Genomic DNA, 23037 nt, shown 5'->3' on the forward strand with positions numbered 1-23037 from the left:
GTGAAGGCCGGATCGGCCCTGCGGACGCGCAGGTCTGACCGAGGGGAGTCTCTTCTCGGGCTGAATCGGCGTCAAGAGGCAGTCCCGTGTTCACCTTCCGAACGCGGCGGACCGTCGAGTCGGAGCCGGCGGTCCCACCCGCCTACGGCCGGCCCGCCGGTCGCCACCGGATCCGCAGGTCCTTCAGCCCGTTCTGGAAGTTGGAGACCAGCCGGGCGGGCGGCGGGCCCGGGGCGCGTTCCAGGTCGGGGAGCTCGGTGACGACGTGGTGGAGCAGGGCCGACATCTGCAGACGGGCGAGTCGGGCGCCGAGGCAGAAGTGCGGGCCGTCGCCGAAGCTCAGGTGGTCGTTCGGGCTGCGGGTGACGTCGAAGCGGTCCGGGTCGGGGAAGACCGTCTCGTCGCGGTTGGCGGAGGCGTGGTAGACCACCACCTTGTCGCCCCGGCGGATCGTCCGCCCGGCCAACTCCACGTCCCGGGCGGCGGTACGGCGGAAGTCCATCACCGGCGGCCAGTAGCGCAGCATCTCCTCCACCGCCGTGGGCAGCAACTCCGGCCTGGAGCGCAGGAGTCGGTACTGCTCCGGGTGGTCGAGCAGGGTGAGCAGACCGCCGGGCAGGCCGTTGCGGACGGTCTCGTTCCCGGCGACGGCGAAGAGGAAGAACATGGTCTCGAACTCCTCCGCCGTCAGACCGGCCGTCAGCGTCCGGGCGAGCAGGCCGGCCGGCTCGGCCTGGCGGGCGAGGCCGTGGGCGTAGGCGAACATGTCGGCCAGTGCGGCCCGGGAGCGGGGGTTGACCGGGCGGCCGTCCGGGGTGGTGCGGGCGGTGGGGCGGCGGGCGAGGGCGGCGCGCCCCAGGTCGGTGAGGGTGGCGGGGTCGGCCGTGGTGGCGTCGGCGTAGTCGGCGTCCTGGTAGCCGATCACCCGGTTCGCCCAGTCCAGCAGCAACTGCCGGTCCTGCTCGGGCACTCCCATGACCCGGGCCAGCGTCCACACCGGCAGGTCGGCAGCGAGCCGGACGAAGTCCGCGCCGCCCTCCGGCCGTACCGCCGCCACCAGGTCGCGCGCCCGGTCGTCGACGGCGCCCGCGAGCTCGGCCAGCGCCCGCGGGGTGAACGCCGCCGCCACGATCCGGCGCAGCCGGGAGTGGTCGGGCGGGTCCTGGTTGAGCATCATCGTCCGGGCGAAGGCCAGGTCCGCCGGCCGGTCGGGGTCACGGATCTGGGTGGCGCCCAGGTGCGAGGAGAAGTCCTGCGGGCTGCGCAGCACGTGCTTCACGTCCGCGTGGCGCAGCACCGCCCAGTAGCCCGGCCCGGCCGGCCAGCCGCCGACGCCCGGCTCCTCCACCCACCACACCGGCGCCTCGGCCCGCAGCTCGCGGAACAGCTCGTACGGCACACCCCCGGCGTACGTCCCGGGGAGGAAGACCCGGTTCACCGCCGCCTGATCGAAGCCCATACCGACCGACCGTACGCCCGGGCCGCGACGGCCTGCCAGAGCGCGGGACGTCGCGGCTGCGCCGATCGGTCGCCGGAATCCCTTAGGGTCGGCCAATGGCGAAGTACTTCGACGTGCACCCAGAGTCCCCGCAGCCGCGCACCATCGGCACCGTGGCCGAGAGCCTCCGGTCCGGGGCCCTCATCGCGTACCCGACCGACTCCTGCTTCGCGCTGGGCTGTCGGCTCGACAACCGGGAGGGCCTCGACCGGATCCGGTCGATCCGGCGTCTCGACGAGCGCCACCACTTCACCCTGATGTGCGAGGACTTCGCGCAGCTGGGGCAGTTCGTGCAGCTCGACAACAACGTGTTCCGCGCGGTCAAGGCCGCGACGCCGGGCAGCTACACCTTCATCCTCCCGGCGACCAAGGAGGTGCCCCGCCGCCTGCTGCACCCGAAGAAGAAGACGGTGGGGGTGCGGATCCCCGACCACGCCGTCACCCGGGCCCTGCTCGCCGAGCTCGGTGAGCCGCTGGTCTCCAGCACCCTGGTCCTGCCCGGCGAGGACGAGCCGATGACCCAGGGATGGGAGATCAAGGAGCGCCTCGACCACGTGCTGGACGCGGTGGTGGATTCGGGCGACTGCGGCACCGAGCCGACGACGGTCGTCGACTTCTCGGGCGGCGGGCCGGAGATCGTCCGCCGGGGTGCCGGGGACCCGAGCCGCTTCGAGTGACCGGCCGGGCGCACCGCCGTCCCCCCGGCCCTCCGGCCGCCGGGGGGACGGCCCCGGCCCGGGAAAGCGCGCTCAGGGGACTCGCCCGCCGAGGGTCGTCGGGAGGAGGATCGGACGGGCACGGACGCCCGGGCGGGGGTCACCTCGCCGGACGGTGCCGCTGAGTCTCCAAGACGGCATGGACGGTGAAGAGTTGTTCGAGATGAGCGGGGTTTTCGGTGCGGTGGACGGCCTCCTCGACGGCGGCCAGGAGGACGGGGTCGCACAGCCAGTCGGTGAAGGCGCGATAACCCGGCGCACGGCGGTCCCAGAACGCGTTCCGGGGCTCGGTGCCGCTGTGGAGGAGGAACTCGTGCAGGCGCTCGACGGCGGTCGGCGTCGCGAGGCGAGCCCATTCTGCTAGAGCGGGCTCCACGGTCGCCGGGTCGGCGGCGGCGACGGCGCAGAGGACGGCCTCGGCGTCCCACCACTCCTCGCCGTCGCCGAGGACGTCCTGCCAGAGCGCGTGGAACAGTCGGCGGAGGTACGGGGCCTCGGGCCAGTCCTGCCAGCTCGCCCGGGCGAGCTTGAGGCAGAACGATTCCAGCTCGGGGCAGGCGAGTTCGCCGGTGAGCAGCAGTTGCAGGATGCGGGGCGCGAAGTAGCGCAGGTCCGCCGGGGAGCCGACGGTGTCCAGTACCGCGCCGGCGTAGTGCGCCAGCTCCTCCGGCCCGAGCCGCTCCCGGGGCGTACGGAGCAGGGCGTCCGGTCCGGCCGGCGAGGTGCAGCACGGGCAGCCCTCGACGCGGGCGGGCCGGGGCGCGGCGGCGAAGGCGTCGGGCAGCCCGGTGATGAGGTTCCGCAGTCCGGTCATGGCGGCCGTTCAACACACCCGCTCCGCCCGGTCCGCCGCCGGGCTCAGCGGGAGGCCGCCCAGGACAGCAGCAGCCGCAGGGCGTCGTCCGACGGGGTGCCCGGGTCGGCGGTGTAGGTGACGAGGGCCTGGCCGGGGTCGTCGGCGGGGCGCAGGGTGTCGTAGGCGAGGTCGAGGGTGCCGGCGACGGGGTGGTGGAAGACCTTGCGGCCGGAGGTCTTGTCGGCGACCGGGTGTTCGGCCCAGAAGGCGTTGAACTCCTCGCTGGAGAGGCAGAGCCGGCCGACGAGTTCGGCGAGGAGGCGGTCGTCGGGACGGCGGCCGGCTTCCAGGTGGAGGAAGGCGACGTTCTCCCGGGCGCAGGTGGCCCAGTCGGCGTAGAGCTCGCGGGAGGCGGGGTCGAGGAAGGTGATCCGGGCGATGTTGCGCTCCTCGGCGGGGAGGGCGGCGTAGTCGCCGAAGAGGGCGGTGGCGGCGCGGTTCCAGGCGAGGATGTCCATCCGGTGGCCCATCACCAGGGCCGGGGTGTGGTCGAGTCGGTCGAGCAGGTGCAGCAGGGACGGGCGGGGCTGCTGGCGGACCGCGGGGCGGCGCGGGCGGGCGGCGGGGCGGGCGAGGCGGTGCAGGTGGCCGGACTCGGCGGGGGCCAGGCGCAGGGCGCGGGCGACGGCGTCGAGGACGGCCTCGGACGGGTTGCCGACGCGGCCCTGTTCGAGGCGGGTGTAGTAGTCGACGCTGACGCCGGCGAGGTGGGCGAGTTCCTCGCGGCGCAGTCCGGCGACGCGGCGGCGGCCGCCGTAGTCGGGGAGGTCGACGTCCTCGGGCTGCAGCCGGGCGCGGCGGGTACGGAGGAATTCGCTCAGGGCGCTGCTCTGGTTCACGGGGTGATTCTCGCCCGGCTGTTCCCGCTCGTGCCTGGTCCTGGCAGGACCAGGCACGAGCGGGGACGAGCAGCGACGACACGGCACCGGCGTCAGCCGGTCAGGGACGGGAAGGCGGGGACGAGGCCGCCGTCGACCACGATGTCCTGCCCGGTGATGTAGGAGGAGCGGTCGGAGAGCAGGAAGGCCACGGTCTCCGCGACGTCCTCGGCGGTCCCGAGCCGGCCGAGCGGGACCCGGGCGCGGATCGGCCCGTGGTCGGCCGGGTCCGGGATCGCCGCGTGGAACATCTCGGTGACGATGTAGCCGGGGCTGACGGAGTTGACCCGGATCCGGCGCCCCGCGAGTTCGCTGCCGAGGGTGCGGGCGAGGCTGAGGACGGCCGCCTTGGTGGCCGCGTAGACGGCCGCGGTGGGCAGGCCGCGGTGCGGGGTCCAGGAGGCGTTGAGGACGACCGAGCCGCCGCCGGCCGCCTCCAGCAGCGGCAGGGCGTGCTGGACGGTGAAGAGGACGCCCTTGAGGTTGGTGCCCACGAGCCGGTCGACGTCGGCCTCGGTGACGTCCTCCAACGGCCGGAACACGCCGACGCCCGCGTTCGCGAAGACGCCGTCGAGCTTGCCGTACCGCTCGCGGACGGTGGCGGCCAGCCGCGCGAGGTCCGCCGGGACGGAGGCGTCGGCGCGCACGGTGAGCAGCCGGTCGCCGCCGGCGAGCTGCCGGGCGGCGCGGGCGAGTCGGGCGTCGTCACGGCCGGTGATGACGACCCGGGTGCCGTCGTCGAGGAGCCGGCGGGCGGTGGCGAGGCCCATGCCGCTGGTGCCGCCGGTGACGAGGACGGTGGTGTCGCGGGAGCCGGAGGAGGGGTCGGTGGAGGAACCGGGGGAGGAGGACGGGGTGTGGTTCGTGGTCATGGCACCCACCCTCGCGGCGCGCTTCACGACGGAGCCAGGCCCGCCGTCACCCCTGGTCCCGGAGAACCACCCTGGAGCCGGGAATCGCGGCGGGCACCGCGTGGTTGGTCCGAGGCGACGGGCCCGACGACCCGTTACGGACCCCGCGGAGTTCGCAGCATCCGCGGAATCCACCGGACTGCGGCATTCGCAGGACTCGCAGCATCCGCAGCACTCGCAGGACTCGCAGACGAGGGGCTTCCCATGAAGATCGGCATCATCGGCGCGGGCAACATCGGCGGCAACCTGACCCGGCGGCTGACCGCGCTCGGGCACGACGTCTCGGTCGCCAACTCGCGCGGGCCGGAGACCCTGAAGGAGCTGGTCGAGGAGACCGGCGCCAAGGCGGTACCGGTCGCCGAGGCGGCGCGCGGCGCGCAGGTCGTGGTGGTGACCGTCCCGCTGAAGAACGTGCCGGACCTGCCCGCCGGGCTGTTCGACGAGGCCGCCGAGGGCGTGGCCGTGATCGACACCGGCAACTACTACCCGAAGGAGCGCGACGGCCGGATCGACGCGATCGAGGACGGCGGGCTCACCGAGAGCCGGTGGACGGAGCAGCACCTGAAGCACCCGGTCGTGAAGGTGTTCAACGGCACCTACGCGCAGGACCTGCTGGACCGCCCGCGCCCGGCGGGCGACCCGGAGCGGCTCGCCGTGCCGGTCGCGGGGGACGACGAGGCGGCCAAGCGGGTCGTCCGGGCCCTGGTCGACGAGCTGGGCTTCGACACGGTGGACGCGGGCGGCCTCGACGAGTCCTGGCGCCAGCAGCCGGCCACCCCGGTGTACGGGCTGCGCGCCGGGGTGGCGGCGGTGACCCGGGCGCTCGCGGAGGCGTCCCCCGAGCGCCCGGCGGCGCACCGGGCCTGAGCGCCCCCTGAGCACGCCCTGATCAGCGGAGCCGGCGCGCCCCCTCGGCCGGGACGGCGGTGAGGGTGCGCGGCTCGGCGTACCCGGCGGACCGGAAGGCCGCGGTGACCTCGGCGGCGATGCGCTCGGCCTCGGCCGCGTCCACCAGCGCGATGACCGAGCCGCCGAAGCCGCCGCCGGTCATCCGCGCGCCGAGGGCGCCCGCGGCGACGGCGGCGTCGACGGCGAGGTCGGTCTCCGGGCAGGAGATCCGGAAGTCGTCGCGCAGCGAGGCGTGGCCGGCGGTGAGGATCGGGCCGAGGGCGGCGAGGCGGCCGGCGTCCAGGTGGGCGACGGCCGCCTCCACCCGCGCGTTCTCGGTGACCACGTGGCGCACCAACGGGGCCAGTTCCGCCGGGAGTCCGGCCAGCGCGGCGGCGAGCCCGACGGGCTGCAGCGAGCGCAGCGCGGGCAGCCCGAGCAGCTCCGCCGCCCGTTCGCAGCCGGCCCGCAGGGCGGCGTACGCGCCGTCCCCGAGGTCGTGCTTGACCCGGGTGTCCAGGACCAGCAGGGCGAGTCCCGCGCCCGCGAGGTCGACCGGCACCTGACGCGTCGACAGGTCCCGGCTGTCCAGGAAGAGCGCGGCGCCGGGGCGGCAGCACATCGAGGCCATCTGGTCCATGATCCCGCAGGGCACGCCGACGAAGGCGTTCTCGGCCCGCTGGGCGAGCAGGGCGAGGTCGGACGCGGCGAGGCCCAGCCCGTGCAGGTCCGCGTAGGCGGTGGCGACGGCGCACTCCAGGGCGGCGGAGGAGGACAGCCCGGCGCCGCTCGGGACGTCGCTGTCCAGCCGGAGGTCGGCGCCGCCGACCTCGTGCCCGGCCTCGCGCAGGGCCCACACGACGCCGGCCGGGTAGGCGGTCCAGTCGGGCACCGAGCCGGGGACGAGGTCGGCGACGCGCAGCTCGGCGACCGGTCCCCGGCCCTGGGCCGACCAGACCCGCAGCAGCCCGTCGTCCCGACGGGCCGCCTCGACCCGGACGGTCTGCGGGAGGGCGATCGGCAGCACGAACCCCAGGTTGTAGTCGGTGTGTTCGCCGATCAGGTTGACCCGGCCGGGGGCCGCCCACTCCCCTTCGGGGGCGCGGCCGTACAGCTCGGCGAAGTCGGGGGCGGGGGCGGGGTTCCTCGGAAGCGGGTTCACGGGACTCGGGTTCACGGGACTCGGGTTCACGGGGCGACCTCCCGCAGCCGGCGGGCCGCGTCCTCGGGGGTGACGTCGTTGACGAAGGCGTCCATGCCGGACTCCACGCCCGCCAGGTACTTGAGCTTGTCGGCGGTGCGCCGGATGGTGAACAGCTCCAGGTGCAGGGCGAGTTCTTCCCGCTGCCCGGTGGGCGCCTGGTGCCAGGCGGAGATGTACGGGGTGCGGCCGGTGCCGAAGAGCCGGTCGAAGCGGCGCAGCAACTCCAGGTAGAGGTGCGGGAACTCGGCGCGCTGCGGTTCGTCCAGGGCGGTCAGGTCGGGCACCCGCCGGTGCGGGTAGAGGTGCACCTCGTACGGCCAGCGGGCGGCGAAGGGGACGAAGGCCGTCCAGTGCGCTCCGGCGAGCACCACCCTGTCCCCGTGGGCGCGTTCGGCGGCCAGGAGGTCGTCGAAGAGGTTGCGGCCGGTGGCGGCGCGGTGTTCGGCGGCCCGGGCGGCCGCCCGGGCGGTGCGCGGGGTGGTGAAGGGGAAGGCGTAGACCTGGCCGTGCGGGTGGGCGAGGGTGACGCCGATCTCGGCGCCCCGGTTCTCGAAGCAGTAGACCTGCTGGACCCCCGGCAGGGCGGCGAGTTCGGCGGTGCGGTCGGTCCAGGCGTCCAGCACCAGGCGGGCCCGCTCGGGGGTGAGGTCGGCGAAGGAGGCGTCGTGGTCGGCGGTGAAGCAGACCACCTCGCAGCGGCCGGCGCCGGGGCCCGTGGTCCACAGGCCGTCGGCTTCCCGGGCGGGGTCGGCGGGCGGCCCGGCCAGCGAGGGGAAGCGGTTCTCGAAGACCGCCACCTGGTAGTCCTCGGCCGGGATCTCGCTGAGCCGTCCGTCCCGGGACGGGCAGAGCGGGCACTCCTCGGCGGGGGGCTGGTAGGTGCGGGCCTGGCGGTGGGCGGCGATGGTGACCCAGTCGCCGGTGGCCGGGTCGAGCCGGACCTCGGAGCCGGGGGCTTGCGGGTCCAGCGGGCGCCGGTCGACGGCGTTGCGGGGCGCGGCGGCGCCGCGGTCGTAGTAGATCAGCTGCCGACCGTCCGCGAGGGTGGTCACAGTCCTGACGGCGGGCTGGGCCAGGGTCGTCCCGGGCATGGCCTTCCTCCGAGTGGAGCCATTGGAATCAACAGAAAGCTACAATCTCAAACATTATCCACCAGAACCGCGCAGGGAAAATGGTCGAAGGGGGTCGACGGTGGCTGACCGCGCCCACCCGCTCGCCGGGCAGCGCCGGGTGCTGATCCTGGAGCAGGTCCGGGCCCGCGGCGGCGTCCGGGTGGCCGAGCTGGTCCGGGACCTCGGGGTGTCCGACATGACCGTCCGCCGGGACCTGGACGCGCTGGCCCGCCGCGGCCTGGTGCACAAGGTGCACGGCGGCGCGGTCCGGATCGAGGCGCCGGCCACCGGCGAGCCCGGGTTCGAGACCAAGGCGCGCTGGGAGCTGCCCGCCAAGGAGGCGATCGCCCGGGCGGCCGCCGCGCTGGTGCCGCCCGGCTCGGCCGTCGCCCTGGCCGGCGGGACGACCGCCTTCGCGGTCGCCCGACACCTGCGCGCGGTCGAGGGCCTCACCGTGGTGACCAACTCGCTGCGGACCGCCGACCTCCTCGAACAGCCCGGCGAGGACGGCAGCCCCGCCAGCGCGACGGTGATCCGCACCGGCGGCGTCCGGACCCCCTCCGACGCGCTGGTCGGGCCGGTGGCCGACCGGGCGATCCGCTCGCTGCACGTCAACCTGCTGGTCCTGGGCTGCCACGGACTCTCCCCCGAGGCCGGGCTGACCACCCCGAACCTGGCCGAGGCGGAGACCAACCGGGCCTTCCTGCGGTCCGCCCGTCGGGTCGTCGTGGTGGCCGATCACACCAAGTGGGACGCGGTCGGCCTGGCCTCCTTCGCCGCCCTGGAGCAGCTGGACGTCCTGGTCACCGACGACGCCCTGCCCGTCGAACGGCGGGCGGCGGCCGCCCGGCTGGTCGGCGAGCTGATCGTCGTACCGGTGGCGGAGGACTGACCGGCCGGTGGCGGGCGCCCGGCACCCGGCACCGCACACCCGGCAACCGGCAACCGGCAACCGGCACCGACCGGTCCCCCGCACCGCTACCCGCTGCTCCCCCGCACCACCAGCTCGGTCGGCAGCTCCCAGCCCGCGTCCGGCGCCCCCTCCCCGCGCACCTGGCCCAACAGCCGGCCGACCAGCGCGGCGGCGATCTCCCGCAGCGGCAGCCGGACGGAGGTCAGGGCCGGGTACAGGTGGCGGCAGAGCGGCGTGTCGTGGAAGCCGGTGACGGCCACGCCGCCCGGCCCGACCACCAGCCCCTCCGCCCGCACCGCCTCGTACGCGTCCAGGGCCAGCAGGTCGCTGCCCGCGGCGACGGCGGTGGGACGGTCGGGCCCGCGCAGCAGCGCCCGTACGGCGGTGACCGCCGACGGGGGCGCGGGCACCTCGGGATCGGTCACGGCCCGCCCGGTGCCGACCGCCGAAGCCGGTCGCGCCGTCCCCTCCACCCCGACCGTCCCCGTTCCCGTCCCCGTTCCGGGCACCGCCACCGCGGACGCGGCCAGCCCCAGCCGGCCGGCCTCGGCGAGGAAGCCCGCCCGCCGCGCGGCCATCCAGGGCAGCTCCTCGGCGGCCCCGAGGTAGCCGATCCGTCGGTGGCCGAGCGCCGCGAGGTGCCGCACCACCTCGGCCATCGCCGCCTCGTTGGCGATGTCCACCCAGTGCTGCGGCTCGCCCGGGCCGGTGCGGCCGAAGCTGACGAAGGGCACGCCGAGCCCGGCCACGTGGGCGATCCGGGCGTCCTCGCGCAGCACGTCCGCCAGCACCAGTCCGTCCACCTGACGGGCCGCCACCAGTTCGTCGATCGCGGCCACCGGGTCGGTGCTGCCCGGCCCGGGCCGGAACAGCAGCACCCGCTGCCCCTCGGCCCCGGCCGCGTCGACCAGGGCTTCCAGGAAGCCGGCCATCAGCGGGTTGGGGTCGAGCGGGTCGTCCACCGGGACGAGGTAGCCGAGGGTGCGCCGGGCGCCGCTGCGCAGTGAGCGGGCCGACTGGTCGGGCTGGTAGCCGAGTTCGCGGATCGCCGCACGCACCCGCTCCAGCGTCTCCGGACGGACCCGGTGCGCGGCGTTGAGCGCGTTGGAGACGGTCTGCCGGGAGACTCCGGCCGCGCGGGCGACTTCCTCGATCGTGGTGGCGCCGCGGCGGGCTCGCTGCGGTCCCTCGGTCATCCGGTCCTCCAAGCGTGCTCGGGCCCCGACGGCCCTGGGCGGTCAGGCCGAGGGGCGCGGTCAGCGGCGCAGGGTCAGCAGGCCGCCGCGCGGCACGGGGATCGCGTCCGCCCGGTCCAGCTCGACCTCGCCCTGCCGGACGATACGCCCTCGGGCGTCCTGCACGGTCAGCGCGGCCGTCCCGCTGCCGCCGGTGAGCCGGACCCCGGGGTCGGCGTCGGCGTTGGCCACCAGGAGGGTGCGCCAGCCCGCGCCGGAGGCGTCCACCGGCAGGGCCGCGTAGCGGGCGACGGCGACGGTGTCGGCACCGCGCGCGGTGACCAGCGGGTAGCCGAGGTCGGGGCGGGCCGGCAGCAGTTCGCCGAGCTGCAGGGTCGCGGTGTGCTCGCGGACGACGCCGAGCCAGAAGGCGAGCGCCTCGCGCTGCCCGTCGGTCAGCGCGGTGAGGTCGACGGAGACCTGCGGGACGGAGAACAGCGCGTTGATCAGGTGGCAGGCGACCTGCTCGGGCGGCTCGGCCGGGTGCCACATCAGCATGTCGGCGTGCACCGGGACGGGCCCGGCGGCGAGCCGCACGTCGATGGTCCGTTGCCGGTTCTCCTGCGGGCTGAGCGGGCAGTCGGTGGCGCGGATCATGGTGACGTACGGCCACAGGCCCGGGCTCACGTACGGCTGGCGGTGCTCGACCATCGCCTCCGGGTTCGCGGCGGTGATCCGCGCGCGGATCGCGGCGAGCAGCCGCTCCACGCCCTCGTCCACGCTCGCGCAGTCCGCCTCGGGTGAGGGGTGCGGCGCGTCGGCCCGGGCGAACCGGTCGACGAAGTCGATCTTGAGGCCGTCCATGCCCCACTCCTCGACGGCGCGGGCCAGCCGGTCGGTGAGGAACTCCCGGACGGCGGGGTAGCGGGGGTCGGCCACGACCGCGCCCAGGTGGGCCGCGTCGGCGAGCGCGTAGCGGCCGATCCGCTCGTGGGCGGCGCTGTCCTTGCCGATGAACGGCAGCGCGTACCAGAGCAGGTAGCGCACCCCGAGGTCGTGGACGCGCCGCACGTGGGCGGCGGTGTCGGGCAGCGAGACCGGCTCCCAGTCGCCGCAGTGGGCGTAGCCGCGGGTGCGGTCGGCGGTCATCCAGCCGTCGTCCACGATGATCACGTCCAGGCCGAGCTCCTTGCCGAGGGCGGCCTGGGTCTCGACGCCCTCGGGCGAGACGTCCTGGTGCATCGCGTACCAGGTGGAGTAGGCGGGACGGCGGGCCGCCTCGGGGATGTGCACGGTGCGGCCCTCGCCCCACCAGGCGGCCAGGTCGGCCAGGCTGCGGGCGTAGTGCCGGCGCGAGGTGTCGATCCGTACCGTGAGCCGGTCGGTCGCCTGGGCCCAGAACCGGAACTGCCCGCTCTCCTCGACCACGCCGGCCCCGGCCAGCACGTCCGGACGCCCGGCGGCGAAGGCGCAGAGCGTGACGTCCCCGGTGCCGACCAGGGCGGCGATCGGCGCGCCCTCGGCCAGGCCGGTACGGCACGGGGCGCTCCAGGCGGCCGGCAGCCGGGCGGTGCCGCGCGGCTCGGGCGTCCAGAAGGCGGTGGCGTCGACGCACGGCACCCGCCACTCGATCCGGACCGGTCCGGCGCCCTCGGCGCTCACCTCCACCACGCCGTCGGCGAGCTCCCGGGCGGTGGCGGCGCCGCTCACCCGCAGGTCCAGCCCCTGGGCGTGCAGCGGGCGCAGGCCACCGGCGGGGGTGGGGGCGTGCGGCTCCCAGATGTCGAACGTGCTCTCCGTCATGCCTAGCCCTTCGTCGCGCCGGCCAGCAGGCCGGAGATGAACTGCCGCTGCAGGACCAGGAAGAGGACCATCATCGGCAGGGTGGACAGCGCGGTGCCGGAGAGGATCGCGCCGTAGTCGGTGTTGGACTTGTTGCCCTGCAGGGTGGCCAGGGCGACCGGCAGGGTGTGCATCTCGGGGCTGCGCAGGGCGATCAGCGGCCAGACGAACTGGTTCCAGGAGCCCAGGAAGAGGAAGATCGACAGGGCCGCCAGCACCGGTCGCATGACCGGCACCACCACGCCGAACAGCACCCGGAGTTCGCCCGCGCCGTCGACCCGGGCGGCGTCCAGGAGCTCGTCCGGCAGGCTGCTCAGCGACTGCCGCATCAGGAAGACGGCGAAGGGCACGCACAGCCCCGGCAGGATCAGCGCCTGGTAGGTGTCCAGCAGGCCGAAGTCCGTCATCATCGTGAACAGCGGCACCAGCATGACCTGTTCGGGCACCACCAGGGTGGACAGCAGCAGCGCGAACAGCAGGGTGCGGCCGCGGAAGCGGAACTTGGCGAAGGCGTAGCCGGCCAGCAGTGCCACCACCAGAGCGCCGAGGGTCTGGACCCCGGCCACCAGCAGGGAGTTGCCGACCACCCGGAGCAGGCCGATCTTGTGCTGGAGGTGGCCGAGGTTCTCGCCGAGGCTCCCGCCGGGCAGCAGCGCGGGCGGCCAGTCGAAGATCTCGGTGTCCTTGCGGGTGGCGGCGATCACCAGCCAGGAGAAGGGGCCGACGGACAGCCCGGTGACGCCGGCCAGCAGCAGGGTCAGCGGCCAGCCACGCAGCTTCCGGAGGGCCGGGCGCCCGGTCCCCGCGCGCCCGGGGTCCACACGCGTGGGGGTCATGTCTCCCGCTCTCCCATCAGGCGCATCTGGACCGCGCCGAGCACCGACACCAGCAGGGTGAGCGCGTACGCGATGGCGGAGGCGTAGCCGAAGTCGAAGTACCGGAAGCCGTTCTGGTACAGGTACATGGAGACGGTGAGGGTCGCGTTGTCCGGGCCTCCGCCGGTCAACACGTACGGCTCGTCGAAGAGTTGGAGCGTGCCGATGGTGGACAGGACGAGCGTGAAGAGCAGCACCGGGCGCAGGCCGGGCAGCGTGATCGCGGTGAAGCGGCGCAGCGGTCCGGCCCCGTCGACCATCGCCGCCTCGTACAACTCCCGGGGGATGGACTGCAGTCCGGCGAGGTAGATCACGGCGTTGTAGCCGGTGTAGTGCCAGGTGAGCACCAGGACGACGGCCATCCGGGCCCAGAACGGCTGCCCCAGCCAGTCGGCGGTGGGCAGGCCGACGGCGTCCAGCAGCCGGTTGACCGCGCCGTCGTCGGCCCTGAGCAGGAAGGCGAAGATCACGCCGGTGGCGACCAGTCCGGTGACCGAGGGCATGAAGACGCCCAGCCGCCACACCGAACGCCACCGCACCAGCGCGGAGTTGATCCCGACGGCCGTCAGCACGGCCAGCGTGAGCATCAGCGGGACCTGGACGACCAGGATCTCGGCGGTGTTGCGCAGCGCCGTCCAGAACAGTGGATCGTCCAGCAGGCGGCGGTAGTTGGCGAGCCCGGCGCCGTGGGTGGCGGCACCGGAGCCGGTGGTGAAGGAGAGCAGCAGGGAGTCGACGACCGGGTAGGCCTTGAACACGCCGAAGGTGAGCAGGGCGGGCGCGAGCAGCAGGTACGGCACGGCGGTGCGGCGCCACCGGGGGGCGCGGCGCGACCGCGCGGTTCCCGCGGCGAGGGGGACGGGCGGGGTGGCGGCGGTCATGCGAGGCCGCGCCCGGTCTGCTGGGCGAGCTGCTTGGCGGCGTCCTGGAGGACGGCGGCCGGGTCGGCGGCCTTGAGCAGGACCTTGGTCTGGGCGTCGCTGACGAGCTTGAGGGCGCGGGCGTAGTCGCCGGAGTAGTTGGTGGGGTCGCCGCCCTCGGTGGCGAGGTCGGCGAAGGTCCTGAGCACGGGCTGACCACCGTAGAAGGCGCTCGGCGCGGAGTACAGCGGGTCGCTGTAGGCCGCGGTGAGGGCGGGGAAGACGCCGCCGGCGTTGAACATGGCGTTCACCGAGGCGGGGCGGGTGAGCGCGTACTCGACGAACCTCCAGGCGGCGCGGCGGCGCGGGCTGGAGGCGGAGACGGCCAGGTGGGTGGAGTTGACCAGGGCGGTGCGCTTGCCGCCGGGGGTGACCGCCAGGGGCTTGGCGAGGCGCCAGTCGCCGCTCTGGTCGGGGAACTTCTTCTCCAGGTAGTGCGCGACCCAGACGGGCATCGCGGCCACCGCGAGCTTTCCGGCCTTCATCACGGGCGGCCAGCTCTGCACCCCGGGGGTGTCGCCGATCAGCCCGGCCTCCTCCAGCCGCTTGACGACGGTCAGGGCGCGCACGGCCGGCTCCGAGCCGACGGTGATCCTCCCCCGCAGGTCGAAGTAGAAGGCGCCCTGGAGCTGCATCAGGGACTGCGCGAAGTCCAGGTCGGGGGTGGGGTTGGCGGCCTTGTTGAGGCCGATCAGGGCGATGCCGGGGTTGGCGGCCTTGAAGCGGTCGGCGGTGGCGATCAGGTCGTCCCAGGTGGTGAGGGAGTCGACGTCGATGCCGGCCTTGTCGAAGTAGTCCTTGCGGTAGAAGAACCCGAGCGGGTTGACCTCCCAGGGCAGCGCGTAGGCGTGGCCGTCCTTCCCGGTGACGACCGGCCACAGGCCCTTGGCGAACGCGTCCTTGTGCGCGTCGGCGCCGAAGCCGGAGAGGTCGGCGAGGCCGCCGGGGAACTTCTCCAGGTACCCGGGCAGGTAGTCGCAGCCGATGTGCAGGACGTCGCCGAGGCCCTGCCCGCCGGCCGCCAGGCCGACGGTGATCTTGTCCCAGATGGCGGGTTCGCCGATGTCCTGGACGTCGACCTTGATGCCGGGGTTGTCCTTCTCGAAGGCCGGGACGACGCCGCGCAGGGCGTCGGCGGCGGTGGCCCAGGACCAGACGGTGACGATGCCGCTGTCGGCGTCCCCGCCCGGGGCGCTCCCCGAGCCGGAGCCCCCGCAGGCCGCGAGGGCGCCGCCGGCGGTGAGGGTCAGCAACCCGGCTCCGGAGGCGCGGAACAGGTCGCGACGGGAAAGGTGTGACATTGCATTCCTCTCGATGGAGCGGCGCGGGACGGCGGGAGGGCGGAGGGTTCGACGCTCGGCTTGGTGTTTGCGCGGTGTTTTGAACGTTCAAACACACACAACAAACCAGAACCGAACAGGTTCCAACGAGCGGGACACAGCAAACGCCCGCCCTCCCCGCGCCGTCAAGACCTGCGCGCGGGAAGGACGGGCTCCGCAACCGTTCCGTTATCCACGCCCCTGTCGACTCTTCTGCCGACGCCCCTGTCGACTCTTCTGCCGACGTCCTTGTCGATGCCTCGGCCGGCTCCTCGGTCGGCTCCTCGGTCGATGCCCGCTGTCGACCCGTCAGCGGCCGACCTCGCGCGCACGGAAGTCCTCCACCGTCTCCCGCCGGATCAGCAGCCGCGCCCGGCCGTCCCGCACCGCGGCCACCGCCGGGCGGCCGACCAGGTTGTAGCCGGAGGCCATCGACAGCTGGTACGCGCCGGCCGCGGGCATCGCCAGCACGTCGCCCGGGCGCAGGTCGGCGGGCAGGGCGGCGTCGCGCACCAGCACGTCGCCGGCCTCGCAGTGGCGGCCGACCACGTCCGTCCGCGCCTCGCCCGCCTCCGAGCGACGGCCCACAAGCCGCACGCCGTACGGCGATCCGTACAGCGCCGGGCGCGGGTTGTCGCCCATGCCGCCGTCCACCGCGGCGAAGCAGCGGCCGTCCGCGGCGTGCTTCACCGACAGCACCCGGTACACCGCCACCGCCGCCGGCCCGGCGATCGCCCGGCCGGGCTCGACCAGCAGCCGCGGTACCTCCAGGCCGGCCTCCGCGCAGCGCACCGCCAGCCGGTCGGTCACCCGGACGGCGAACTCGGCGAGGTCCAGCTCGGCGTCCCCCGGCAGGTAGCGGATGCCGTGGCCGCCGCCGAGGTCCAGCTCGGGCAGGTCGACGCCATGCCGCTCCCGTACCTCCGCGAGCAGCCTCACCAGCGCGTCCACCTCCCGCAGGAACGGCTCGACCTCGGTGATCTGCGAGCCCAGGTGGCAGTGCAGACCGGCGAGTTCCAGCCCCGGCTGGTCGAGCACCCGGGCGATCGCGTCGGCCGCCTCGCCGCCCTCGATCGGGAAGCCGAACTTCTGCCCGCCGACCCCGGTCCGGACCGCCGCGTGGTGGCCGGCCGCGATCCCCGGGACGACCCGGACCAGCACCTTCTGCGGCGCGTCGGCCGCCACCAGCGCCGCCAGCCGCGCGATCTCCGCCGGACCGTCGATCACGATCCGCCCGACCCGCAGCCGCCGGGCCAGCCGCAGCTCCTCCGGGGACTTCGCGTTGCCGTGCAGCAGGATCCGCTGCGCCGGGAAGCCGGCCGCCACCGCCAGCCACAACTCCCCGGCCGAGCAGACGTCCAGGCCCAGACCCTCGTCCGCCACCCAGTCCGCCATCGCGCTGCACAGGAAGGCCTTGGCCGCGTACAGCACCTCGGCGTGCGGCAGCGCCCGCCGGTACGCCCGCGCCCTGGCCCGCACCTCGCCCTCGTCCAGCACGTACAGCGGTGTGCCGAACCGCTCGGCGGCCTCGGCCAGCCCGACACCGCCGACCAGCACCTCGGCCCCCCGGCCGGACCGCGCCGAGGCCGGCCAGGGGGCGCCGAGCGCGTCGGCGGGGGCGGTGCCGACGCGCCCGGCGGGGGCGGTCACCGAGGAGGGGACGACCGCCGGGGAGGGGACGGACGGGGCGGTGAGCTGGGTCATGGCGGCTGCTCCTACGGATGGGTGGTGCGGGGTGGGTCGTCGCCTCGGGGCGGGCCCCGGGGGTCAGTCCCCGGGTCGTCGCCTCGGGGCGGGCCCCGGGGGTCAGTCCCCGGGTCGTCGCCTCGGGGCCTCGGGTCCGGTCGTCGAGGTCAGTCCTCGTAGTGCATCGCGAAGCGGCAGTGCGCGGGCCGGGTGCGGAGGCGGTCGCGGTCGTCCTCGGCCGCCGGGCCGGCCGGCCCGACCGGTTCCGGCGGCTCGGGGCGGTCCCGACGCCCGGCCACGGGCAGCAGGCGGACGGTGCGCTCCAGCGGCTGGTCGACGTCGATGACGGCGGTGGCGGTGGTCACGGCGGGCTCCTCGGGTCCTCGGGCGGGCCGCCGGGCGCGGCCCCGCATCCAGTGGAGACCCTCCGCGGGCCGTTGGCACCCGGCCTTGACGCCCGGCCTACGCATCGGGGGCGCACCTTGACGACTTCCTGACATCCACGGGGCCGTTCCGCCGATGCGCGCCCCGCGAACGCCCGTTCGTACCGGCAGGAAGCCCGGACCCGGCCGGGGAACGGGGCCCGGAACCGCCAGGAGGAGGCCGGGGCGGCCCGGCCCGGCCGCCGTGTCAGGGAAGCGTCAAGGACCGTCTGTCCGACGCCAATCCTGCGTCAAGACCGGCATGGCGACCGGGAATCCGGTGGTGGGCTGTCCGCCGTCCCCGCCGTTCCCGAACCGCCGCCCCACCCGACCGGGCGGCCCGGAAGGTCCCCCGAGACGATGCGCCGTTCGGCCCGCACCACACCGGACTCCACCACCGCCACCCGAACCGACTGGTTCCGCCGCCCGGAGCGCGGCCCCGAGCACCCCGTCGGGCAGGCCCCGCAGCACCGCCCGACCCACGGCCCGCACCAGGGCCCCGGCCAGGGCCCCGGCCACCGTCCGAGCCACCGCCCGACCGGCCCCGGCACCGGCCGCCGCCGGCTCATCACCCGTCGGCAGCTGGCCGAGGCCCTTCCCGCCGCCGTCCGCAAGCTCCACCCGCGGGTCATGATGCGCAACCCGGTGATGCTGGTGGTCGAGACCGGCTCGGCGCTCACCACCGTCAGCGCGGTCGTCCACCCCGGTGTCTTCGCCTGGGTCATCTCCTTCTGGCTCTGGCTGACCGTGCTCTTCGCCAACCTCGCCGAGGCCGTCGCCGAGAGCCGCGGCAAGGCGCAGGCCGACTCGCTGCGCCGCGCCCAGGCGGGCACCACCGCGCGGCGGCTGCTGCACTGGCGGGTCGGCACCCGCGACCACCGCCACGAGGTCATCCCCGCCGAGCAGTTGCTGCTGCACGACATCGTGCTGGTGGCGGCCGGCGAGGTGATCCCGCAGGACGGCGAGGTGGTCGAGGGGGTCGCCACCGTCGACGAGTCGGCGATCACCGGGGAGTCCGCACCCGTCATCCGGGAGTCCGGCGGCGACCGCACCGGCGTCACCGGCGGCACGAAGGTGCTCTCGGACCACCTCGTGGTCCGGGTCACCTCCCGGCCCGGGCAGAGCTTCGTCGACCGGATGATCTCCCTGGTCGAGGGCGCGAACCGGCAGAAGACCCCGAACGAGATCGCGCTCACCATCCTGCTCGCCTCGCTCACCATCGTCTTCCTGCTGTCCGTGGTCTCGCTCCAGCCGATGGCCATCTACGCGAACGCGCCCCAGACCACCATCGTGCTGGTCGCGTTGATGGTCGCGCTGATCCCGACCACGATCGGCGCCCTGCTCTCGGCGATCGGCATCGCCGGGATGGACCGCCTGGTGCAGCGCAACGTGGTCGCCCTCTCCGGCCGTGCGGTGGAGGCCGCCGGGGACGTCGACGTGCTGCTGCTCGACAAGACCGGCACCATCACCCACGGCAACCGCCGGGCCGTCGCCCTGCACCCGCTGCCCGGCGCGACCACCGAACAGCTGGCCGAGGCCGCCCAGTTGGCCTCCGTCGCGGACGAGACCCCGGAGGGCCGGTCACTCGTCGAACTGACGGGCCGTCAGTACTGGGTGCCGCCGCGCTCCCCCGGTGAACTCGGCGAGCAGCAGCCCGTCCCGTTCACCGCGCACAGCCGGATGAGCGGCGTCGACCTCACCTGGCCCGACGGCAGCGCCTGCCTGATCCGCAAGGGCGCGGCGAGCGCCGTCGCCCGCTGGGTGGTGGACTCCGGCGGGCGGCTGCCGACGGAGGCCGAGCCGCTGGTGGGCCGGATCGCCGAGGCCGGCGGCACCCCGCTGCTGGTCGCCGTCCACGACCGGCACGGTGCCCGCGCGCTCGGCGTCGTCGAGCTCAAGGACGTGGTGAAGGAGGGCATCGCCGAACGCTTCGCCGAGCTGCGGCGGATGGGCATCCGCACGGTGATGGTGACCGGCGACAACCCGCTGACCGCCAGGGCCATCGCCGCGGAGGCGGGGGTGGACGACTTCCTCGCCGAGGCCACCCCCGAGGACAAGCTCGCCCACCTGCGGCGCGAGCAGGCCGCCGGGAACATGGTCGCGATGACCGGCGACGGCACCAACGACGCCCCCGCGCTCGCCCAGGCCGACGTCGGCGTGGCGATGAACTCCGGCACCCCGGCCGCCAAGGAGGCCGGCAACATGGTCGACCTCGACTCCAACCCGGCCAAGCTGATCGACATCATCCGGGTCGGCAAGCAACTCCTCATCACCCGGGGAGCGTTGACCACCTTCTCGATCACCAACGACGTGGCCAAGTTCTTCGCGATCATCCCCGCGATGTTCGCGAACGCCTACCCCGGGCTGCACCACCTCAACATCATGGGCCTGCACAGCCCCACCTCGGCCATCGCCTCCGCGATCATCTTCAACGCGCTGATCATCGTCGCGCTGATCCCGCTCGCCCTGCGCGGCGTCCGCTACCAGCCCGCCTCCGCCACCGATCTGCTGCGGCGCAACCTGCGGGTGTACGGGCTGGGCGGCCTGGTCCTGCCGTTCCTCGGCATCAAGGCGATCGACCTGCTGGTCCAGTTCGTCCCGGGGCTGGGCTGACCCCTTCGGGGCGGTGCCCGTCAGCGGACCGTCAAGATGGACGTGACCCGCGTCATGGTGGTGTCAGCGGCGGTACGGACGGGGTGGTTCCGGGGTTCACTGGAGTCATCCGAAGCAAGGAGCACCGAACCGGAGGACCCCACCGAACCGGAGGACCCCACCGAACCGGAGAGCCCTGCCGGCGGAGGACCCGGACCGAACCGGAGAACCCCGCCGGAACGCGACCGGAGCGAAGCCGGCAGAACCGGAGCGGACCCGGAGCGAACGCGGCCCCGGAGCGAATGCGGACCCGGAGCGAATCCGGAGAGACGGAGGCGAACGGCCATGACCGGGACCACCCGAGTGATCGTCGGCCTGAGCGGATCACTGAGCAGTCTGGCCGCCCTCTACCACGCCGTCGGCGAGGCGGCCCGGCACCAGGCCGTGCTGGTGCCCGTCGCCGCCTGGACCACCGCCGAGCGGGAGGGGCTGCGCCCGCGCCCCGAACCGGAACACGCCGCCCGCCGCCGCCTCGACGTCGCCTTCGAACAGGCCTACGGCGGTTACCCGTCGGGCCTGGTCATCCACCCGCTGGTGGTCAACGCCGACCCCGGCCCCGCCCTGGTCGGCGCCGTCACCGGCCCGGAGGACCTGCTCGTCCTCGGCGCCGCCGGCCGCCGCCGCTTCGACCGCCTGCGCCACGGCTCGGTCGCCCGCCACTGCCGCCACCGCGCCGCCTGCCGCGTCGTCGAGGTCTCCCCCTCCGCACTCCTCAGCCGCCTCGAACTCCCCGCCCGCACGGGCGCGCCGCTGCCACTCCTCGCCCGCTGAGCGCCGCGCACCGGCGGAGCCCGGACCGGCGGAGCCCGGACCGGCGGACCCCCGGACCACCGGCGGGGGCGGGCGGCTCGCTCCCCCGCCCCCGCCGGGTCACTCCGGGGCCACCCGACCGCCCCGGGCGGGGCGACCGGGCCCGCTCCTTCGACAACGCTGTCGAAGTTGGCATGCTCAGGCTATGCTGACCCGAAGTGGCCCCGAGTGCCGACCAATCCGCGCCAGCCGCAAGCTTTTTGACGGAACGTCAACTTCGATCCCGCCGTTCACCGCCACGCCCGCCACGGCGTGCCCAGGGCCGCCCGCCGCCGTTGTACGGAAGGTGAATCGCCGCGCCCGCCCGAACGCCCCGGTCACCCTGCCGAGGAAGAGGTTCCGCATGACGACGTCCCGGCTCCACCCGCGCCCCGGCGAAGCCGCCGTACTGCTCACCGTGCTCGGCCTGCTCATCCTCGAAGAGATCGCGCTCGGCCTGGCCGAGGACGACGACCGCCCCGTCATCGGCGGCATCCTGATCGGCGCCTCCGGCGCCGGCCTCCTCGTCGTCGGCGCCGTACTGCTCAGCCGGTGGCTGGACGCCCGCCGCCCGCTCCCGCTGCCCCCGATGGGCCCCAACGGCCGCGAGTACAGCGCCCGCGCCCTCGAAGGCTTCCCGATGGAGGCCGTCCGGCCGCTCCTGCTCGCCGAAGACGCGCCCCAACTCGGCCAGTTGTACTCCGCCTGGATGCTCGCCAAGTCCGGCCGGCCCGCCACCTGGATCGCCCGCCGCCTGGACATCCCCCTCGACGCCGCCCACCTCCTGGTGAACGCCGCCCGCTCAGCGGCGCTCGATCAACCCCACTGAGCCGACCCGGTGTTCGCCTGCGCCACCAGGTACGGCACCAGCCCGCGCTCGGCCAGCGCCGCCCGCCAGGCCTCCCGGGCCCGCGGCAACTCGCCAGGACCGTCCGCCTGCGCGACCGGCTCCGCCGTCGACCGGGCCGCCGCACCCAACAGCCCCAGCCCACCGACCAGCAGGCTCACCGCCGCCACCACCCCGGCCACCCACCCGGCCGTGAGCAACGCGTCGGCCAACACGTCCATGTCCTCGACCAGGTCCAGCAGCCAGCCCATCGACAGGAAGACCGCCGCGGCCACCCCGGCGGTGATCGGCACCACCACCCCCAGCACCCCCCACCACCCCGAAGCCCGCTCCCGCGCCGGCGCGTCCACCGGAAGCCGCGCCGCCGCGTCCGCGTCCGCCCGCAGCGCCACGTACCGCTCGTACTCCGGCGCCGCCGCGGCCAGCACGAACTCCGCGTCCTCCCGCGCCGCCCGCCGCAACCGCTCCACCCCCTGCGCCGCGCCCTCGCCGTCCCGCAACGCCGCCCGCACCTGCGGAGCGCCGAGCGCGCGCCCGAGCTCCGTCTCGAAGTCCGCCCGATCCTGCTGCGGCAGCCGAAGCGGCTTGGTCATCTCGCGTCCCCGTTCGCCGGTGGATCTGTTCTACAGCAATGTAGAACAAGGGAGCGCATCGTAGCAGCCCCGTTCACCAGCGGGATCCCGGCTACCAGGGGCCCGCCGGCGGCACCGACGCCAAGGCCTCGCCGGTGGCGAGGCGTAGGGCGCTCCCCGGCTCAGGACGTGGCGCTGGGGGCGGAGGTCGCGCTCAGGTCGGCGGTCGCGCTGGGGGTCGCGGGGTCGGCGGTCGCGCTGGGGGTCGCGGGGCCGGCGGTCGCGCTGGGGGCGGCCGGGGTAGTGGGGGCGGCCGGGGCGGCGAGGGCGGCGCGCTTGGCGTCGGCCGCGGCCGGCGGGGTGGCGCCGATGTTGGCCACGGTGGCGGTGAGGACGGCGTCCACGCCGGGGATCCAGTTGAAGGTCTTGGACTGGACGACGATCTGGCGCCGCTGCGGTGTCCCGTCGCAGGTGACGTCGGCCTCGGCCGTGCGGCTGGAGCCGAACGCGATCGAGGAGGAGTCCTGCGGGTCCTTCTGCTCGACGGAGACGGTGAGCGAGCGGGCCTCGGTGGCGACCGAGCAGAGGTAGCCGACGTCGACCCGGACGCGCCCGGGGAGTTTCGGATCGATCGTGGCGTCACCGAGGGTGACGGTGGTGGCGGCCTCCGGGGCCGGGTCGGCGGCCGGGCCGGGCGCGGCGATGCCGGTGACGGCCGCGGCGATACCGGTGACGGCCGCACTGGCGACCGTCAGGATGATCCACCGTTGCACTGCGAACCTCCCGCTGCTGGAGACGTGTTGCGGCCGACGCTAACCGTCCGGCCGGACGGCCGCGCGCCGGGCCGTCCGGGCGTCACACCAACAGCCCAGTCCCCGACGGCCCGGCCCCCGCCCCGGCGGCCCGGTCACCCCCGCACCAGGCCGTCACCGACCTTCACTCCGCTGACGACCCCCGGGACA

At 74.8% G+C, this 23037-nt stretch carries 21 protein-coding genes; 6 read left to right on the top strand and 15 right to left on the bottom strand.

Translation table 11 applies throughout. The annotated features are described in order from the left end of the window. Positions 1-142 precede the first annotated feature (142 nt). Positions 143-1459 carry a cytochrome P450 gene (locus tag ACIRD3_RS08720; RefSeq protein ID WP_402213329.1) on the bottom strand — a complete coding sequence of 439 codons (1317 nt, stop codon included), beginning with the start codon at positions 1457-1459 and terminating at the stop codon, positions 143-145. Positions 1460-1554: 95 nt separating this feature from the next. Between ACIRD3_RS08720 and ACIRD3_RS08725 the strand changes: the two genes are divergently transcribed. Next, the gene (locus ACIRD3_RS08725) at positions 1555-2175 is read left to right on the top strand and encodes an L-threonylcarbamoyladenylate synthase (protein WP_402213331.1); all 621 of its coding nucleotides are present in this window, start codon (positions 1555-1557) and stop codon (positions 2173-2175) included. A gap of 139 nt (positions 2176-2314) precedes the next feature. Here ACIRD3_RS08725 and ACIRD3_RS08730 read toward each other — a convergent pair whose 3' ends face one another. The 3 genes from ACIRD3_RS08730 to ACIRD3_RS08740 all read right to left on the bottom strand — a co-directional run bounded on the left by ACIRD3_RS08730 (position 2315) and on the right by ACIRD3_RS08740 (position 4820). Beyond that, positions 2315-3028, bottom strand: coding sequence for a hypothetical protein (locus ACIRD3_RS08730; RefSeq protein WP_402213332.1), 714 nt, complete (start codon positions 3026-3028; stop codon positions 2315-2317). A 44-nt stretch (positions 3029-3072) separates the two neighbouring features. After that, entirely contained in the window at positions 3073-3909 is an 837-nt protein-coding gene (locus ACIRD3_RS08735) for a helix-turn-helix transcriptional regulator (protein WP_402213334.1), read from the bottom strand. A 92-nt stretch (positions 3910-4001) separates the two neighbouring features. Next, entirely contained in the window at positions 4002-4820 is an 819-nt protein-coding gene (locus ACIRD3_RS08740) for an SDR family NAD(P)-dependent oxidoreductase (RefSeq protein WP_402213336.1), read from the bottom strand. Between the two features lie 243 nt (positions 4821-5063). Here ACIRD3_RS08740 and ACIRD3_RS08745 point away from each other — a divergent pair, with 243 nt between their 5' ends. Next, complete coding sequence (locus ACIRD3_RS08745) at positions 5064-5726, top strand: NADPH-dependent F420 reductase (RefSeq protein WP_402213338.1); 663 nt, start codon at positions 5064-5066, stop codon at positions 5724-5726. Between the two features lie 22 nt (positions 5727-5748). On the opposite strand, the gene galK is transcribed toward ACIRD3_RS08745, so the two are convergent. After that, on the bottom strand, positions 5749-6909 hold the full coding sequence (gene galK / locus ACIRD3_RS08750; protein ID WP_402213340.1) for a galactokinase: 1161 nt from the start codon (positions 6907-6909) through the stop codon (positions 5749-5751). 26 nt (positions 6910-6935) lie between these two features. Further along, complete coding sequence (gene galT, locus ACIRD3_RS08755) at positions 6936-8042, bottom strand: galactose-1-phosphate uridylyltransferase (protein WP_402213342.1); 1107 nt, start codon at positions 8040-8042, stop codon at positions 6936-6938. A gap of 100 nt (positions 8043-8142) precedes the next feature. Between galT and ACIRD3_RS08760 the strand changes: the two genes are divergently transcribed. Further along, positions 8143-8955 (top strand): DeoR/GlpR family DNA-binding transcription regulator, encoded by an 813-nt coding sequence (locus tag ACIRD3_RS08760; protein ID WP_402213344.1) that lies wholly within the window; start codon positions 8143-8145, stop codon positions 8953-8955. 86 nt (positions 8956-9041) lie between these two features. Here ACIRD3_RS08760 and ACIRD3_RS08765 read toward each other — a convergent pair whose 3' ends face one another. The 7 genes from ACIRD3_RS08765 to ACIRD3_RS08795 all read right to left on the bottom strand — a co-directional run bounded on the left by ACIRD3_RS08765 (position 9042) and on the right by ACIRD3_RS08795 (position 17158). After that, positions 9042-10172: a LacI family DNA-binding transcriptional regulator gene (locus ACIRD3_RS08765; protein ID WP_402213346.1), complete on the bottom strand. Its 1131-nt coding sequence runs from the start codon at positions 10170-10172 to the stop codon at positions 9042-9044. Positions 10173-10232: 60 nt separating this feature from the next. Beyond that, positions 10233-11954 carry a glycoside hydrolase family 36 protein gene (locus ACIRD3_RS08770; protein WP_402213348.1) on the bottom strand — a complete coding sequence of 574 codons (1722 nt, stop codon included), beginning with the start codon at positions 11952-11954 and terminating at the stop codon, positions 10233-10235. Between the two features lie 2 nt (positions 11955-11956). Beyond that, positions 11957-12829, bottom strand: a complete 873-nt coding sequence (locus ACIRD3_RS08775; protein ID WP_402213350.1) for a carbohydrate ABC transporter permease — start codon at positions 12827-12829, stop codon at positions 11957-11959. Then, positions 12826-13749: a carbohydrate ABC transporter permease gene (locus tag ACIRD3_RS08780; protein WP_402213351.1), complete on the bottom strand. Its 924-nt coding sequence runs from the start codon at positions 13747-13749 to the stop codon at positions 12826-12828. The genes ACIRD3_RS08775 and ACIRD3_RS08780 overlap by 4 nt, the downstream gene beginning before the upstream one ends. Further along, positions 13746-15089 (bottom strand): extracellular solute-binding protein, encoded by a 1344-nt coding sequence (locus ACIRD3_RS08785; RefSeq protein ID WP_402213353.1) that lies wholly within the window; start codon positions 15087-15089, stop codon positions 13746-13748. Before ACIRD3_RS08785 ends, ACIRD3_RS08780 begins: the two co-directional genes overlap by 4 nt. Before the next feature lie 327 nt (positions 15090-15416). Beyond that, positions 15417-16811: a diaminopimelate decarboxylase gene (gene lysA / locus ACIRD3_RS08790; RefSeq protein WP_402213355.1), complete on the bottom strand. Its 1395-nt coding sequence runs from the start codon at positions 16809-16811 to the stop codon at positions 15417-15419. 149 nt (positions 16812-16960) lie between these two features. Then, positions 16961-17158: a hypothetical protein gene (locus tag ACIRD3_RS08795; protein WP_402213356.1), complete on the bottom strand. Its 198-nt coding sequence runs from the start codon at positions 17156-17158 to the stop codon at positions 16961-16963. A 417-nt stretch (positions 17159-17575) separates the two neighbouring features. On the opposite strand from ACIRD3_RS08795, the gene kdpB reads away from it, so the two are divergent. The 3 genes from kdpB (at position 17576) to ACIRD3_RS08810 (ending at position 21485) form a co-directional block, all read left to right on the top strand. Continuing rightward, positions 17576-19828, top strand: coding sequence for a potassium-transporting ATPase subunit KdpB (gene kdpB / locus ACIRD3_RS08800; RefSeq protein ID WP_402213358.1), 2253 nt, complete (start codon positions 17576-17578; stop codon positions 19826-19828). Positions 19829-20152: 324 nt separating this feature from the next. Continuing rightward, positions 20153-20638: a universal stress protein gene (locus tag ACIRD3_RS08805; protein ID WP_402213360.1), complete on the top strand. Its 486-nt coding sequence runs from the start codon at positions 20153-20155 to the stop codon at positions 20636-20638. Between the two features lie 382 nt (positions 20639-21020). Next, complete coding sequence (locus ACIRD3_RS08810) at positions 21021-21485, top strand: hypothetical protein (RefSeq protein WP_402213362.1); 465 nt, start codon at positions 21021-21023, stop codon at positions 21483-21485. Here the strand turns inward: ACIRD3_RS08810 and ACIRD3_RS08815 are convergent. Both ACIRD3_RS08815 and ACIRD3_RS08820 read right to left on the bottom strand, forming a co-directional pair. Further along, positions 21473-22096, bottom strand: coding sequence for a hypothetical protein (locus ACIRD3_RS08815; RefSeq protein ID WP_402213363.1), 624 nt, complete (start codon positions 22094-22096; stop codon positions 21473-21475). The genes ACIRD3_RS08810 and ACIRD3_RS08815 overlap by 13 nt on opposite strands. A gap of 161 nt (positions 22097-22257) precedes the next feature. Next, entirely contained in the window at positions 22258-22848 is a 591-nt protein-coding gene (locus tag ACIRD3_RS08820; protein ID WP_402213365.1) for a hypothetical protein, read from the bottom strand. Positions 22849-23037 lie beyond the last annotated feature (189 nt).

It is taken from the genome of Kitasatospora sp. NPDC093550 (assembly GCF_044764985.1).
Classification (GTDB): domain Bacteria; phylum Actinomycetota; class Actinomycetes; order Streptomycetales; family Streptomycetaceae; genus Kitasatospora.

Coding starts and splice junctions, on each gene's coding strand:
- ACIRD3_RS08815 (WP_402213363.1), bottom strand. CDS start 22,096: ATGACCAAGCCGCTTCGGCTGCCGCAGCAGGATCGGGCGGACTTCGAG.
- lysA (WP_402213355.1), bottom strand. CDS start 16,811: ATGACCCAGCTCACCGCCCCGTCCGTCCCCTCCCCGGCGGTCGTCCCC.
- ACIRD3_RS08770 (WP_402213348.1), bottom strand. CDS start 11,954: ATGACGGAGAGCACGTTCGACATCTGGGAGCCGCACGCCCCCACCCCC.
- ACIRD3_RS08775 (WP_402213350.1), bottom strand. CDS start 12,829: ATGACCCCCACGCGTGTGGACCCCGGGCGCGCGGGGACCGGGCGCCCG.
- galT (WP_402213342.1), bottom strand. CDS start 8,042: ATGCCCGGGACGACCCTGGCCCAGCCCGCCGTCAGGACTGTGACCACC.
- ACIRD3_RS08730 (WP_402213332.1), bottom strand. CDS start 3,028: ATGACCGGACTGCGGAACCTCATCACCGGGCTGCCCGACGCCTTCGCC.
- kdpB (WP_402213358.1), top strand. CDS start 17,576: ATGCGCCGTTCGGCCCGCACCACACCGGACTCCACCACCGCCACCCGA.
- ACIRD3_RS08740 (WP_402213336.1), bottom strand. CDS start 4,820: ATGACCACGAACCACACCCCGTCCTCCTCCCCCGGTTCCTCCACCGAC.
- ACIRD3_RS08725 (WP_402213331.1), top strand. CDS start 1,555: ATGGCGAAGTACTTCGACGTGCACCCAGAGTCCCCGCAGCCGCGCACC.
- ACIRD3_RS08720 (WP_402213329.1), bottom strand. CDS start 1,459: ATGGGCTTCGATCAGGCGGCGGTGAACCGGGTCTTCCTCCCCGGGACG.
- ACIRD3_RS08785 (WP_402213353.1), bottom strand. CDS start 15,089: ATGTCACACCTTTCCCGTCGCGACCTGTTCCGCGCCTCCGGAGCCGGG.
- ACIRD3_RS08805 (WP_402213360.1), top strand. CDS start 20,153: ATGACCGGGACCACCCGAGTGATCGTCGGCCTGAGCGGATCACTGAGC.
- ACIRD3_RS08765 (WP_402213346.1), bottom strand. CDS start 10,172: ATGACCGAGGGACCGCAGCGAGCCCGCCGCGGCGCCACCACGATCGAG.
- ACIRD3_RS08810 (WP_402213362.1), top strand. CDS start 21,021: ATGACGACGTCCCGGCTCCACCCGCGCCCCGGCGAAGCCGCCGTACTG.
- ACIRD3_RS08745 (WP_402213338.1), top strand. CDS start 5,064: ATGAAGATCGGCATCATCGGCGCGGGCAACATCGGCGGCAACCTGACC.
- ACIRD3_RS08780 (WP_402213351.1), bottom strand. CDS start 13,749: ATGACCGCCGCCACCCCGCCCGTCCCCCTCGCCGCGGGAACCGCGCGG.